Annotated in this window: 10 protein-coding genes; 8 read left to right on the forward strand and 2 right to left on the reverse strand. The window is 61.5% G+C overall.

What is annotated here, in order from left to right:
- Window positions 1-257: 257 nt before the first annotated feature.
- From aceE to ACNFBR_RS18880, 5 genes are all read left to right on the forward strand, one after another.
- Window positions 258-2,903 carry a pyruvate dehydrogenase (acetyl-transferring), homodimeric type gene (gene aceE / locus ACNFBR_RS18860; protein ID WP_416736281.1) on the forward strand — a complete coding sequence of 882 codons (2,646 nt, stop codon included), beginning with the start codon at window positions 258-260 and terminating at the stop codon, window positions 2,901-2,903.
- 13 nt (window positions 2,904-2,916) lie between these two features.
- Entirely contained in the window at window positions 2,917-4,560 is a 1,644-nt protein-coding gene (aceF, locus tag ACNFBR_RS18865; RefSeq protein WP_416736282.1) for a dihydrolipoyllysine-residue acetyltransferase, read from the forward strand.
- A gap of 508 nt (window positions 4,561-5,068) precedes the next feature.
- On the forward strand, window positions 5,069-7,759 hold the full coding sequence (locus tag ACNFBR_RS18870) for a putative bifunctional diguanylate cyclase/phosphodiesterase (RefSeq protein ID WP_416736283.1): 2,691 nt from the start codon (window positions 5,069-5,071) through the stop codon (window positions 7,757-7,759).
- Window positions 7,760-7,896: 137 nt separating this feature from the next.
- Complete coding sequence (msrA, locus tag ACNFBR_RS18875; RefSeq protein ID WP_416736284.1) at window positions 7,897-8,565, forward strand: peptide-methionine (S)-S-oxide reductase MsrA; 669 nt, start codon at window positions 7,897-7,899, stop codon at window positions 8,563-8,565.
- Between the two features lie 3 nt (window positions 8,566-8,568).
- On the forward strand, window positions 8,569-9,192 hold the full coding sequence (locus ACNFBR_RS18880; RefSeq protein WP_416736285.1) for a glutathione S-transferase: 624 nt from the start codon (window positions 8,569-8,571) through the stop codon (window positions 9,190-9,192).
- 95 nt (window positions 9,193-9,287) lie between these two features.
- On the opposite strand, the gene ACNFBR_RS18885 is transcribed toward ACNFBR_RS18880, so the two are convergent.
- Window positions 9,288-9,788 (reverse strand): ATP-dependent zinc protease, encoded by a 501-nt coding sequence (locus ACNFBR_RS18885; RefSeq protein ID WP_019096441.1) that lies wholly within the window; start codon window positions 9,786-9,788, stop codon window positions 9,288-9,290.
- 182 nt (window positions 9,789-9,970) lie between these two features.
- On the opposite strand from ACNFBR_RS18885, the gene ACNFBR_RS18890 reads away from it, so the two are divergent.
- Both ACNFBR_RS18890 and ACNFBR_RS18895 read left to right on the forward strand, forming a co-directional pair.
- Window positions 9,971-10,858, forward strand: coding sequence for an acyltransferase (locus ACNFBR_RS18890; protein ID WP_416736286.1), 888 nt, complete (start codon window positions 9,971-9,973; stop codon window positions 10,856-10,858).
- Window positions 10,859-11,054: 196 nt separating this feature from the next.
- Entirely contained in the window at window positions 11,055-12,404 is a 1,350-nt protein-coding gene (locus tag ACNFBR_RS18895; protein WP_416736287.1) for an APC family permease, read from the forward strand.
- 174 nt (window positions 12,405-12,578) lie between these two features.
- Here the strand turns inward: ACNFBR_RS18895 and ACNFBR_RS18900 are convergent, their stop codons facing one another.
- The gene (locus tag ACNFBR_RS18900; protein ID WP_416736288.1) at window positions 12,579-13,160 is read right to left on the reverse strand and encodes a DUF2780 domain-containing protein; all 582 of its coding nucleotides are present in this window, start codon (window positions 13,158-13,160) and stop codon (window positions 12,579-12,581) included.
- A gap of 252 nt (window positions 13,161-13,412) precedes the next feature.
- Between ACNFBR_RS18900 and ACNFBR_RS18905 the strand changes: the two genes are divergently transcribed.
- Window positions 13,413-14,324 (forward strand): RHS repeat-associated core domain-containing protein, encoded by a 912-nt coding sequence (locus tag ACNFBR_RS18905; protein WP_416736289.1) that lies wholly within the window; start codon window positions 13,413-13,415, stop codon window positions 14,322-14,324.
- The last annotated feature ends 105 nt before the right edge of the window (window positions 14,325-14,429 follow it).

Genomic DNA, 14,429 nt, shown 5'->3' on the forward strand with positions numbered 1-14,429 from the left:
GAACCACCCGTTCGCGACACAATGCCAACCAACATGAACGTTTTTCCTCACAAGCCAAGGTGCGACCAAACGTCGCACAAATGTAGTTTTACTACTACTCGTGTCGTGCAAAAGCATGAAATGCGAACGCAAATGTAGTAAAACTACAACGCGCCGGAAGACACCCCGGTAATCCAAGAATTCACGACGTCTGCCCATAAGGCCAGTCGCAATCTCAGGCAATCGATTCTGGTTGCCTTTCCGCCCTGGAGCAAGCCATGCAAGACCTCGATCCAATCGAAACCCAGGAATGGCTGGATGCCCTGGAGTCGGTCCTCGACAAAGAAGGCGAAGACCGCGCTCATTACCTGATGACCCGTATGGGCGAGCTGGCCACCCGTAGTGGCTCCCAGCTGCCGTATGCGATCACCACGCCATACCGCAACACCATCCCTGTCACCCACGAAGCACGCATGCCTGGCGACCTGTTCATGGAACGCCGCATTCGCTCGATGGTGCGTTGGAACGCCTTGGCCATGGTCATGCGCACCAACCTGAAAGACTCGGACCTGGGCGGACACATCTCCAGCTTCGCCTCCAGTGCCACCCTGTACGACATCGGCTTCAACTACTTCTTCCAGGCCCCGACCGAAGAACACGGCGGCGACCTGATCTTCTTCCAGGGCCACGCTTCGCCAGGCGTTTACGCCCGTGCCTTCATGGAAGGCCGCATCAACGAAGACCAGATGAACAACTTCCGTCAGGAAGTGGACGGCAACGGCCTGTCTTCGTACCCGCACCCATGGCTGATGCCTGACTTCTGGCAGTTCCCGACCGTATCGATGGGTCTGGGCCCGATCCAGGCCATCTACCAGGCACGCTTCATGAAGTACCTGGAAGCCCGTGGCTTCATCCCGGCCGGCAAGCAGAAGGTCTGGTGCTTCATGGGCGACGGCGAGTGCGACGAGCCGGAATCCCTGGGCGCAATCGCCCTGGCCGGCCGCGAGAAGCTGGACAACCTGATCTTCGTCATCAACTGCAACCTGCAGCGCCTCGACGGCCCGGTTCGCGGCAACGGCAAGATCATCCAGGAACTCGAAGGCGTGTTCCGTGGCGGTGGCTGGAACGTCAACAAAGTCGTCTGGGGCCGTTTCTGGGACCCACTGCTGGCCAAGGACACCAACGGTGCCCTGCAGCGCCGCATGGACGAAGTCATCGACGGCGAGTACCAGAACTACAAAGCCAAAGACGGCGCGTACGTTCGTGAGAACTTCTTCAACACCCCAGAGCTCAAGGCCATGGTCGAAGACCTGTCCGACGAAGAGATCTGGAAGCTCAACCGTGGCGGCCACGACCCGTACAAGGTCTACGCGGCCTACCACCAGGCTGTGAACCACAAAGAGCAGCCAACCGTCATCCTGGCCAAGACCATCAAGGGTTACGGCACCGGTGCTGGCGAAGCCAAGAACACCGCGCACAACACCAAGAAGGTCGACGTCGACAGCCTGCGTCACTTCCGTGACCGCTTCGACATCCCGGTCAAGGATGCCGACCTCGAAAACCTGCCGTTCTTCAAGCCGGAAGAAGGTTCTGCCGAAGCCAAATACCTGGCCGAGCGCCGCGCCGCCCTGGGTGGCTTCGTGCCACAGCGCCGTGCCAAGAGCTTCAGCGTGCCGACCCCGCCTCTGGAAACGCTGAAAGCGATCCTGGACGGCTCGGGCGACCGCGAAATCTCCACCACCATGGCCTTCGTGCGCATCCTGGCGCAGCTGGTCAAGGACAAGGACATCGGCCAGCGCATCGTTCCGATCATCCCGGACGAAGCTCGTACCTTCGGTATGGAAGGCATGTTCCGCCAGCTGGGCATCTACTCGTCGGTCGGCCAGCTCTACGAGCCAGTCGATAAAGACCAGGTGATGTTCTACCGCGAAGACAAGAAGGGCCAGATCCTCGAGGAAGGCATCAACGAAGCCGGCGCCATGTCGTCGTTCATCGCTGCCGGTACCTCGTACAGCTGCCACAACCAGCCGATGCTGCCGTTCTACATCTTCTACTCGATGTTCGGCTTCCAGCGTATCGGCGACCTGGCCTGGGCCGCTGGCGACAGCCGTACCCGTGGCTTCCTGATCGGCGGTACCGCCGGCCGCACCACCCTCAACGGTGAAGGCCTGCAGCACGAAGACGGCCACAGCCACATGATGGCGGGCACCATCCCGAACTGCCGCACCTACGATCCAACCTACGGCTACGAGCTGGCGGTGATCATCCAGGACGGCATGAAGAAGATGACCGAAGAGCAACAGGACATCTTCTACTACATCACCGTGATGAACGAATCCTACCAGCAGCCAGCCATGCCGGCCGGTGTCGAGGAAGGCATCATCAAGGGTATGTACCTGCTCGAAGAAGACACCCGCGAAGCCGCGCACCACGTACAGCTGATGGGCTCCGGCACCATCCTGCGCGAAGTCCGCGAAGCGGCGAAGATCCTGCGTGAAGAGTTCAACGTCGGTGCCGACGTGTGGAGCGTCACCAGCTTCAACGAACTGCGTCGCGACGGCCTGGCCGTGGAACGCGCCAACCGCCTGAAGCCTGGCCAGAAGCCACAGCAGACTTACGTCGAAGAATGCCTGGCCGGCCGCAAAGGCCCAGTCATTGCCTCTACCGACTACATGAAGCTGTTCGCCGAGCAGATTCGCCAGTGGGTACCAAGCAAAGAGTTCAAAGTCCTGGGTACCGACGGTTACGGTCGCAGCGACAGCCGCAAGAAGCTGCGTCACTTCTTCGAAGTCGACCGCCACTTCGTGGTGCTGGCTGCCCTGGAAGCCCTGGCTGACCGTGGCGAGATCGAACCAAAGGTTGTTGCAGACGCTATCGTCAAGTTCGGCATCGACCCGGACAAGCGCAACCCACTGGACTGCTGAGGAGTATTTTTAAGTGAGCGAACTCATTCGCGTACCTGACATCGGCAGCGGTGAAGGTGAAATCATCGAGCTGTTCGTCAAGGTCGGTGACCGTATCGAGGCTGACCAGAGCCTGCTGACCCTGGAGTCCGACAAGGCCTCCATGGAAATCCCGGCCCCCAAGGCCGGCGTCATCAAGGAACTGAAGGTCAAGCTGGGCGACCGCCTGAAAGAAGGCGACGAACTGCTGGTCCTGGAAGCCGAGGGCGCCGCTGCTGCGGCCCCTGAGGCTCCGGCCGCTGCCGCTGCGCCAGCTGCGGCTGCTGCTCCAGCGCCTGCCGCCGAAGCCGCCCCTGCTCCCGCCGCAGCCCCGGCTGCCGCCAGCATGCAGGACATCCACGTGCCGGATATCGGCTCGTCGGGCAAAGCCAAGATCATCGAAGTGCTGGTCAAGGTCGGCGACACCGTCGAAGCCGACCAGTCGCTGATTACCCTGGAGTCCGACAAGGCCTCCATGGAAATCCCATCGCCGGCTGCCGGCGTGGTCGAAGAAGTCCTGTGCAAGCTGGAAGACGAAGTCGGCACTGGCGACCTGATCTTCAAGCTCAAGGTCGCTGGCGCAGCCCCTGCTGCCGCTCCGGCACCTGCCGCTGCTGCTGCCCCAGCCAAGGCTGAGGCGGCTCCGGCCGCCGCCCCTGCCGCTGCGGCCCCGGCTGCTGCCCCTGCACCGGTTGCTACCGCACCGGCCGCAGGCAGCAACGCCAAGGTTCACGCAGGCCCGGCTGTTCGTCAGCTGGCCCGTGAATTCGGTGTCGACCTGGGCGCTGTCGCGGCAACCGGCCCGCACGGTCGCATCCTGAAAGAAGACGTGCAGGTCTACGTCAAGGCGATGATGCAGAAAGCATCGGCCGCCCCGGCAGCCGCCGGTGCGACCGGTGGTGCCGGCATCCCGCCGATCCCTGCCGTGGACTTCAGCAAGTTCGGTGAAGTGGAAGAAGTGGCCCTGACCCGCCTGATGCAGGTCGGTGCCGCCAACCTGCACCGCAGCTGGCTGAACGTGCCGCACGTGACCCAGTTCGACTCCGCCGACATCACCGAGCTGGAAGCCTTCCGCGTTGCGCAGAAGGCCGTGGCCGAGAAAGCTGGCGTGAAGCTGACCGTGCTGCCGCTGCTGCTCAAGGCCTGCGCCTTCCTGCTCAAGGAACTGCCAGACTTCAACAGCTCGCTGGCACCAAGCGGCAAGGCCATCATCCGCAAGAAGTACGTGCACATCGGCTTCGCCGTGGACACCCCGGATGGCCTGCTGGTCCCTGTGATCAAGAACGTCGACCAGAAGAGCCTGCTGCAACTGGCTGCCGAAGCCGCTGCGCTGGCTGAAAAAGCCCGCACCAAGAAGCTGTCGGCCGACGAGATGCAAGGCGCTTGCTTCACCATCTCCAGCCTCGGCCACATTGGCGGCACCGGCTTCACGCCGATCGTCAACGCGCCGGAAGTGGCTATCCTGGGCGTCTCCAAGGCGACCATGCAGCCGGTCTGGGATGGCAAGGCCTTCCAGCCGAAGCTGATGCTGCCGCTGTCGCTGTCCTACGATCACCGTGTGATCAACGGCGCTGCCGCCGCGCGCTTCACCAAGCGCCTGGGCGACGTGCTGGGCGATATCCGCACCATGCTGCTGTAAAGCTGCACACTGCCCCTCCTGGCGAGGGGCAGTACCCTTTTCGAGCTGCCACGCTCGTACCTCAACCCCGTCGATTGGCGGGGCTTTTTTTTGTCCGCCGATTGGGTTGTGGCGCCTGCGGGATCGAGCGCCGCCCGCGCGGCGCATCGCGAGCGAAGCTCGCTCCTACATTTGTTTCGGGCCAATTATTCCTGTGAAGGTCGCGCGCGCCCCCTTTGCGCATGGCGCGATATCGCGTCGTACAAACAAGGCGGTCGCGCGCGCCTGCCACAGGCGATACTGGCCCGAAACAAATGTAGGAGCGAGCTTCGCTCGCGATGCGCCGCGCGGGCGGCGCTCGATCTCCCAGACGCCAAAAATCTCAAGGCGAACTAATATTCCCGACCAAACAGCCGATAACCCGTCCACAGCATCGCACATGGCCGCTTGCCAGCCCTCGGGACATGATGCAACCTTGCCAGATCCGCCGCCGCCACAAGGCCGCGTTCCCTCTTCAAGCGAGTCTTCGATGAAAAGCCAACCCGATGCCGCCAGCCGTGTGGCGGCCGAGGTCGTGACGCAGTTACCCGTGCCCTCGCGGCTCGGCATGCTGCGTTTCGAAAGGCTCAACGAAGCCACCTGGGCCATGCTCTACCTGGACCCGGCCTGCGAGCGCCAGTTCGGCCTGCAAGCCGGCGACCTGTGCGCCCTGGTAGACGCACCCTACGCCAGCTTGATGGAGCCCGAAGCACGCTATCGGCTGCACGACGAGATCCAACTGCAACTGGCCCAGCGCGGTTACTACCGTGTGCGCTATACCCTGCACACGCCAAGCGCCTCGCTGCGCCTGTTGGAAGCGGGCGAGGCCTACAAGCAGCACAACCGCCAGCTATTGCGCGGCTACCTGAGCGTGCTCGACGACCAGCAGGACGACAGCGGCGAACCCGGCGCCAGCGACCTGGAATCGCGCAATAACCGCCTACAACTGGCCCTGCAACTGAACCAGCGCGCCCAGCAAGAGCAGCTGGAGCACCTTGAACGCGTGCGCGGCCAGCAGGACCTTATCCTGCGCCTGGCCCGCCAGCGCTACAGCGCGGGCAACTCGCTGCTGGAAGCGGCTCAGCTGATTACCCAGAGCGCCTGCGAAATCTACAAGGTCGACAGCGCCAGTATCTGGCACCTGGAAGACCAACGCCTGGAACCGATCATCGCCTGGTACCGCGATGCGCAGGAGCACCGCCAGCCCGAAGCCATCGATGCCAGCCGCTTCCCCGACTACCTCGACGCACTGCACGCCAGCCGCGCCATCGACGCTCACAACGCCGGCCACGACCCGCGCACCCGCGCCCTGGCGCAAAGCATGCGCCCGGAGAACAAGGCCATGCTCGACGCCAGTATCCGCGTCGATGGCCAGGTAATCGGCGTGCTGTGCCTGGAGCAGACCGGCCAGCCACGGGCCTGGCAGTCGGACGAAATTGCCTTTGCCGGCGAGCTGGCCGACCAGTTCGCCCAGGTCATCACCAACCACAACCGTCGCGCTGCCGCCAACGCCTTGCACCTGTTCCAGCGTGCGGTCGAGCAGAGCGCCAGCGCCTTCCTGCTGGTCAACCGCGATGGCCGGGTGGAGTACGTCAACCCAAGCTTCACCGCCATCACCCAGTACAGCACCGAGGAAGTGCAGGGCCGCCATCTGGGTGAACTACCGGCGTTGGAGAACCTCAGCGAACTGCTGTTCGACTCGCCGTCGAGCCTGGCCATGGGCAACAGCTGGCAGGGCGAATTCAAGAGCCGGCGCAAAAACCTGGAGCCTTACTGGGGGCAGTTGTCGATCTCCAAGGTGTACGGTGACAACCGTGAGCTGACCCATTACATCGGCATCTACGAAGACGTCACCCAGACCAAGCTGGCCCAGCAGCGCATCGAACGCCTGGCCTACACCGACAACCTGACCAACCTGGGCAACCGCCCGGCGTTCATCCGCAGCCTGGACGAACGCTTTGCCCGCGATGGCGAAAGCGCGATGTGCCTGCTGCTGGTGGACATCGACAACTTCAAGCGCATCAACGACAGCCTTGGCCACCAGACTGGCGACAAGCTGCTGATCAGCCTGGCCCGTCGCCTGCGCAACAGCCTGCACGCCGGTGGCATCCTGGCGCGCTTTGCCAGTAACGAGTTCGCCGTGCTGCTCGACGTCACCAGCCTGGAAGATGGCCAGGGCGTTGCCCAGCAGTTGCTGGGCACCCTCGACAAGCCGATGTTCGTCGACAACCAGCTGATCAACGTCACCGCCTCGGTAGGCCTGGCCTGCGCACCGCTGCACGGCGCTGACCCGGCCAGCCTGATGAAGAACGCCGGCCTGGCCCTGCACAAGGCCAAGGCCAACGGCAAACACCAGGTGCAAGTGTTCACCGAAGTGCTCAATGCCGAAGCCAGCTACAAGCTGTTCGTCGAGAACAACTTGCGCCGCGCCCTGACCCAGAACGAGCTGGAGGTGTTCTACCAGCCCAAGCTGTGCCTGCGCAGTGGTCGCCTGCTGGGCCTGGAGGCGCTGCTGCGTTGGAACCACCCCGAACGCGGCATGATTCGCCCGGACCAGTTCATCAGCGTGGCGGAAGAAACCGGCCTGATCATCCCCATCGGCAAATGGGTGGTGCGCCAGTCGTGCCGCATGAGCCAGCAACTGCGCGAGGCCGGCATGGGCAACCTGCATGTGGCCATCAACCTGTCGCCCAAACAGTTCTCCGACCCGGACCTGGTGGCGTCGATCAACACCATCCTCAAGGAAGAAGCGCTGCCCCCGCACCTGCTGGAACTGGAGCTGACCGAAGGCCTGCTGCTGGAAGCCAGCGAAGACACCCATCGCCAGCTGGACGAGTTGAAAGCCCTTGGCCTGACCCTGGCCATGGACGATTTCGGTACCGGTTATTCGTCGCTGAGCTACCTGAAGAAGTTTCCGATCGACATCCTCAAGATCGACCGCAGCTTCATCAACGAAATCCCCGACAACCAGGACGACATGGAAATCACCTCGGCGGTGGTGGCCATGGCCCACAACCTGAAGCTGAAGGTGGTGGCCGAAGGGATCGAGACGCCGGAGCAGTTGGCGTTTCTGCGTCGGCATCGCTGCGACGTGGGCCAGGGTTACCTGTTCGACCGGCCAATTCCCGGGCGCGAGCTGGCTGAGCGGCTGAAGCGCTATCCGCGTGGCCCGGTGGCCTGACAGCAGCTTAAACCTCGGGCACTATAGAGGCCATTCGGGCCCTTTCGCAGCACAAGGCTGCTCCTACACCTGTAGGAGCAGCCTTGTGCTGCGAATGCCCCAACACCTATCCAACTGACAAACACAGAGGAACGGCCATGGTCCTGCGTTCGGAAATCCTGGTGAACAAAAACGTCATGCCAACTGCGGAACAGGCCCTGCCTGGCCGCGAAACGCCAATGAGCCTGCCCGAGTTCCACTACGTGTTCGAAGGCACCCCACTGCTCGGCCCGTTCTTCGAAGGCGCCATCGATTTCGCCATCTTCGGCCTGGGTTGCTTCTGGGGCGCCGAACGCCGCTTCTGGCAGCGCGAAGGCGTGGTCAGCACCGTGGTCGGCTACGCCGGCGGCTTCACCCCGCACCCTACCTACGAAGAAGTCTGCTCGGGCCTGACCGGCCACACCGAAGTGGTACTGGTGGTGTTCGACAAGGACAAGGTCAGCTACCGTGAGCTGCTGGCGATGTTCTGGGAGCTGCACAACCCGACCCAGGGCATGCGTCAGGGCAACGACATCGGCACTCAGTACCGCTCGGCCATCTACTGCACCAGCCCGGAACAGCTGGAGCAGGCCAAGGCCAGCCGCGATGCTTTCCAGGCCGAACTGAGCAAGGCCGGCTTCGGCGAGATCACCACCGAAATCGACCAGGCGCCCACCGTGTACTTCGCCGAGGCTTACCACCAGCAGTACCTGGCCAAGAATCCGCAAGGCTACTGCGGCATTGGCGGCACCGGCGTGTGCCTGCCACCCAGCCTGCAGGGCAACTGACGCATGAGTACGATGACCCTGTTCCACTCGCCGTTGTCGCCCTTCGTGCGCAAGGTCATGGTGGTATTGCACGAAACCGGGCAGCTCGAACGGGTGCAACTGCAGCCGGTGAACATCAGCCCGGTGAGCGGCGACCCGCAGCTCAACCAGGACAACCCGATCGGCAAGATCCCGGCCCTGCGCCTGGACGACGGCACCGTGCTGCACGACAGCCGGGTGATCTGCGAGTACCTCGACCTGCAGCACGTCGGCCTGCCGCTGCTGCCACGCGAAGGTTCGGCGCGCTGGCGGCGCATGACGCTGGTGTCGCAGGCCGATGCAATCATGGATGCGGCGGTGTCGTCGCGCTATGAAAGCTTCCTGCGGCCCGAGGAAAAACGCTGGGATGGCTGGCTGCAGGCCCAGGGCGACAAGATCCGCCGTAGCCTGGCCAACCTGGAGCAGGAGCACTTGCCCGAGCTGATGTCCGGGTTCGACCTGGCGGCGATTGGCGTGGCCTGTGCGCTGGGGTATCTGGATTTGCGCCAGCCCGAGTTCGGCTGGCGTGAGCGCCAGCCTGGGTTGGCGGCCTGGTATGCCGAGGTGGCCAAGCGGCCGTCGATGGTGGCGACTGCACCGGCAGCCTGAAGGGCCTCTTCGCGGGCACGCCCGCTCCCACCGGTTCGCTGAATGCTCTGTGGGAGCGGGCGTGCCCGCGAAAGGGCCAGAACAGGCGGTTTGAATCAGCAGTCAGGCTTGCCAGCCGTAAACTTCTTCGCCGGGTTGACCGCGGCCTTGAACTCGCGCAATGCCTTGGAACCCACCAGCAGCGGGTAGTTGAAGCTGCTGCGGTCCACCAGATTCACTTCCACGGTGCGCTTCACATCACCCAGGCACAGCTCCAGGTCCACCACCGGGCGCTTGGAGATTTCCGGCGCATCGCCCTCTTCCTCTTCATCGGCACGGCCCTTGATCTTGCTGATGCGCGAGACCTTGTGCTCGTACACCTTGCCGTCCGAATCCTTGGTCGCCAGGCGGAAGCGTACCCATTCCTCGCCATCACGGGTGAACAGCTCGATATCCTTGGCCGACAGCGAAGCGGTGAAGGCACCGGTATCCATTTTGGCTTTCAGGGTTTCGCCCAGCTCAGGCAGGGTGATGTTTTCGTAACGGCCGTAGATCGTGGGCTCGGCGGCCATTACCGGCAGCGCCAACAACGACAACAGGGCAAGCAGAGGTTTCACAGGTAGGCTTCCTTGAGAAGTGTCAGTGCTTAGACTGCACTGGCAGGATAGGTTCGCTGTAACAAGCCTAACCAACATAATGTGAAACATTTGTCCCCGCCGCTGGGCATTGGACATTTGGCGTAGGCCACGGCGCTGCTTATCATTGCCAACCGTTTATTTCCCACAACAAGAGTCTCTTTATGCGTCGCCTGCTGACCGGCATTCTCACTACCACCCTGCTGCTACTCAATACTGTGGTGTTGATCTGCCCGCTGCTGGTCTTCGCCCTGCTCAAACTGATACTGCCGGGCCGCGGGCGCGACTACGCCTCTTGGGCGGTAATGTGGGTGGCCGAAACCTGGTCGGAAATCGACAAGGCCATTTTCGCCCTGTGCATCCCTACGCAATGGGACATTCGCGGCGTCGAGAACCTGCGCAAAGACACTTCCTACCTGGCTGTAAGCAACCACCAGACCTGGGTCGACATCCCGGCGCTGATCGAAAGCCTCAACCGCCGTACACCGTTCTTCAAGTTCTTCCTCAAGAAGGAACTGATCTGGGTACCGCTGCTGGGCCTGGCCTGGTGGGGGCTGGATTACCCGTTCATGAAGCGCTACAGCAAGGCGTTTCTGGAAAAGCACCCCGAGCTCAAGGGTAAGGACCTGGAGATCACCAAAGCCGCTTGTGAGCTATTCAAGCGCCAGCCGGTGACGGTGGTGAACTACCTGGAAGGCACGCGCTTTACCGAGGCCAAGCGCCAGGAACAGCAGTCGCCGTATCGCTACCTGCTCAAGCCTAAGGCCGGTGGCGTGGCGTTCGTGCTGGCGGCACTGGGCGAACAGTTGGATGCCTTGCTCGACGTGACCATCGTGTACCCCGGCAACCAGGCACCGGGGTTCTGGGCGTTGCTCAACGGCAGCATTAGCCGGGTGATTATCGACATTCAGGTGCGTGAGCTGGACCCGGCGTTGTGGGCGGGTGATTACGAGAACGATCCCGAGTTTCGCCAGACCGTGCAGGCCTGGGTGAACCAATTGTGGGTGGAGAAGGACCAGCGGATTGAGCAACTGCGGACTGAAATGAGCTGAGATTCTCAGCACCTGCCCGGGCCTCTTCGCGGGCACGCCCGCTCCCACAGGCCCGCGAAGCGGCCGTAACAGGCAGTGACGAGGCTCGATTAAAACCCTGGCTAATAATCAGCATTAGGATTACTTCTTTGTCACACCCCACCTAAGTGGATAAAAATCGATCAAAGCACAACTACAAAAAAGCTTGGATCGATCAATGGCCAACTCACCCAGCTCCGCCCCCGCCCAGCTTCGCCGTGTCCTCGGCCTCCCCGCCCTGGTGTTTTTCGGCCTGGTCTACATGGTCCCGCTGACCATCTTCACCACCTACGGCATCGTCACCGAACTCACGGGGGGCCGCACCGCCGGTGCCTACCTGGTCACCCTGGTGGCCATGCTGTTCACCGCCGCGTCCTATAGCTTCATGGTCAAGCGCTTCCCGGTCGCGGGCTCGGCGTACTCCTATACCAACATGGCGTTCGGGCCCAACGTCGGCTTCCTCGCCGGTTGGTCGCTGCTGCTCGACTACCTGTTCCTGCCGATGATCAACTACCTGCTGATCGGCCTGTTCCTCAACATCGCCTTCCCCGCCGTGCCCGCCTGGGCCTTCGTGCTCGCCTGCATCACCCTGGTGACAGTGCTGAACGTGGTCGGCATCAACTCGGTGGCCAAGACCAGCAACCTGATCGTCGGCGCGCAAATCGTGTTCATCGGTGTGTTCGTCGCGCTGTCCTGCCAGACATTGGCTGGTCAGCCGCTCGACCTGTTGTCGCCGCTGTTGGGCGATAGCAGCAAACCGGGCTTTGGCCACTTGATGGCCGGCGCTGCGGTGCTGTGCTTGTCGTTCCTGGGCTTCGACGCCGTCTCGACCCTTGCCGAAGAATGCCGCGACGCACGCCGCGACGTGCCACGGGCGATCATCCTCACTACCCTGTTCGCCGGTTTGCTGTTCACCGTGCTGGCCTACGTCAGCCAGCTGGTGCTGCCAGGCAGCAGCTTCGCCAATGCCGATGCGGCGGCCAACGAAGTGATGTTCAAGGCTGGCGGGCAGTTCCTCACCAACTTCTTCACTGCCGCTTATGTGGCGGGCAGCCTGGGTTCGGCGCTGGCTTCGCAGGCGGCGGTGTCGCGCATCCTGTTCACCATGGGCCGTGACAACGTGCTGCCACGCCGCAGCTTCGGTTACCTGTCGCCGCGTTTTGGCACACCGGTGTTCGCCATTGCGCTGGTGTCGGCGTTTTCGCTACTGGCCTTGGTGATCGACCTGGCTACCCTCGCTTCGCTGATCAGCTTTGGTGCGCTGGTGGCGTTCTCGGCGGTGAACCTGGCGGTGGTGAAGACCCACCTGATGGACGACAGCGCTCACCGCAACCGCAAAGGCCTGCTGTGCTATGGCGCGGTGCCGCTTGTGGGGTTGGGACTGACCTTGTGGCTGTGGACCAGCCTGTCGGCGCTGACGCTGGTGATTGGCCTGTGCTGGTTTGCGCTGGGCCTTGCGTACCTGGCAGTGCTGACCGCCGGCTTCCGCCGCCCGGTGCGCCTGGTGGACTTCACCGAAGCGGCCTGATCTGTCGAGCTGATGCAGCTCTACGCTACCCTGTGGGAGCGGGCGTGCCCGCGAAGAATGCAACGCGATCCGATGGCACCGGCTTCGCCGGTGTTCGCGGGCATGCCCGCTCCCACAGGTACAGCGCCAGGCTTGAGGGCCGGTAAAAGGGCCCGCACCGGCGCTGCAAAACCTTCAGACGGACGGCTGAACCAGCGGCGCCGGCGTCGTCCACAAGCTACCCAAATTCTGCAACAACGACCCAGCAATCCCCTGCTGCCCCAGGTACTGCAGAATCAACGGCGCAAACTGCCCAATCATCCCGGTATCCATCCCCAGCGCCTTGAACGCATTGTCCAGGTCGCTGCGGTTCTCCACATTGTTGCCCAGCGCATTGCTCAACGCCGACTGGCTCTCGCTGTTCTTGCCCAGCAAATCGCCCAACCCACTCAACCCACCCAGCGCATTGGCCCCGGCCAGCAGGTCCAGCCCCGGCACGGCCTTGGTCAGTTGCCCATAGTCATCGCTGCTCAGGTTGTTGCGCGCCAACCCCAGCATTGCACCCGCCCCACCTACGGCCTGTTCGGGGGTGATCTTCAATTCGCTGCCCAAGGTATTGAGCAGATTGGCCTGTGCCTCGGGTGCCTGCACCTGGGCTTGCTGGCTCTGCTTCTGGTTTTGCATGGCCGACACGGCGTTGGCGGCATCGCTGAGGTTGAAGGCGAACACCGGGCTTGCGGCCAGGGTCATCAGGGTTGCCAGGGTGAATGCTTTCATCGGGAGGGACCTCGTGGGCCGGGATGGCCGGGGAAACAAAGGTTGGACTCAGGAATTTGGGCATTGTTCCGAACCAATTGTCGAGGACGAGGCAGTGCTTGACCAACTATGACAACGTTGTGAGCTCGAAAGCCCCCAGCGAACAGCCGATATTCAAATTTCGTCTTCCTAGCATTTTTGCCAGTAGTCGTCAGCTGCACTTTCTTCCATCATCGTTGCACCTAGGAAAAAATTATGTAAGCGAGATTGCATATGCCAGCCGACAACCATATCAAATTTTTCTATCAGAACAAAAAACTGCATACCTTGGTGGCGCAAGAGGTCAAGACAGCTCTCTTTCACGACGGGAAAATGCCGCTGGCAGAGCAAGTTTCCTCAGACCCCTCAAGACTGCTAGCTACTGACGGAAACGGCTCGGTGCTGAGCGATAATTCCAGCAGGACCCAGGCATACTCGCCATACGGGTACAACTCAGTGTCTATTTCGGGGTTTGGCCTGACAGCCTTTAATGGTGAACGGCTTGATCCGACTTCACAGGGCTATATACTGGGTAATGGTTATAGACTGTTCAGCAACGTATTGATGCGTTTCGTCTCTGCTGACGAACTCAGCCCCTTCGACATCGGGGGACTGCACAGTTACATGTACTGCGGGGGTGACCCTATCAACCGTGCCGATCCGTCCGGCCACGCCTTCAAGTGGATAGGCAACAAGTTCTTTAACCGACAGGTGAAAAAATTTGCGCGAATTGAGGCCTACAACAAAGGCGTAAGGGAGCGTAATAATCAGCGAAGTCGAATACTTTATGATCACAATTACGAAAAAATCGGACCTGCCTATACTTCGCCAAATGCACGAGGGCGGACCATCTCTGAGTTGGTAGATATAAAAACGAGAAGCGAACGCAAAGAAAATCAGTTCAACACAATAAAGCCGCTCCCCCAAAAAGATCGAGACTACGCTATAAAACATGGCATTGAAATCCAGCGACTGGATCAAGATCTTCGGTCGCAATTGAGCTCGGTACAGCAGCGGTTAAAGTCCCTAAGCGAACCATTCACAACGACTCACTCGGGAGCGAGAAACACGCAACAGCCCGTCCAGACAGCCGTTACGAGAGTAAGGGGCATTAGAGATCGGTTCGCCTTCAATCCCGAAGTTTGACAATGTTTACTGCTCTGCTAGCGTAAAGCTGTGGTGGCTACAAAGGTTGCAACAATGCCAAAGATACCAGAGATGAACTTTCGGCTGGCCGGCACATTCGCAGCA

The sequence above is a fragment of the Pseudomonas sp. NY11955 genome, assembly GCF_048068035.1.
GTDB lineage: Bacteria > Pseudomonadota > Gammaproteobacteria > Pseudomonadales > Pseudomonadaceae > Aquipseudomonas.

Coding starts and splice junctions, on each gene's coding strand:
- ACNFBR_RS18880 (WP_416736285.1), top strand. CDS start 8,569: ATGAGTACGATGACCCTGTTCCACTCGCCGTTGTCGCCCTTCGTGCGC.
- ACNFBR_RS18895 (WP_416736287.1), top strand. CDS start 11,055: ATGGCCAACTCACCCAGCTCCGCCCCCGCCCAGCTTCGCCGTGTCCTC.
- ACNFBR_RS18900 (WP_416736288.1), bottom strand. CDS start 13,160: ATGAAAGCATTCACCCTGGCAACCCTGATGACCCTGGCCGCAAGCCCG.
- ACNFBR_RS18905 (WP_416736289.1), top strand. CDS start 13,413: ATGCCAGCCGACAACCATATCAAATTTTTCTATCAGAACAAAAAACTG.
- msrA (WP_416736284.1), top strand. CDS start 7,897: ATGGTCCTGCGTTCGGAAATCCTGGTGAACAAAAACGTCATGCCAACT.
- ACNFBR_RS18870 (WP_416736283.1), top strand. CDS start 5,069: ATGAAAAGCCAACCCGATGCCGCCAGCCGTGTGGCGGCCGAGGTCGTG.
- ACNFBR_RS18890 (WP_416736286.1), top strand. CDS start 9,971: ATGCGTCGCCTGCTGACCGGCATTCTCACTACCACCCTGCTGCTACTC.
- aceE (WP_416736281.1), top strand. CDS start 258: ATGCAAGACCTCGATCCAATCGAAACCCAGGAATGGCTGGATGCCCTG.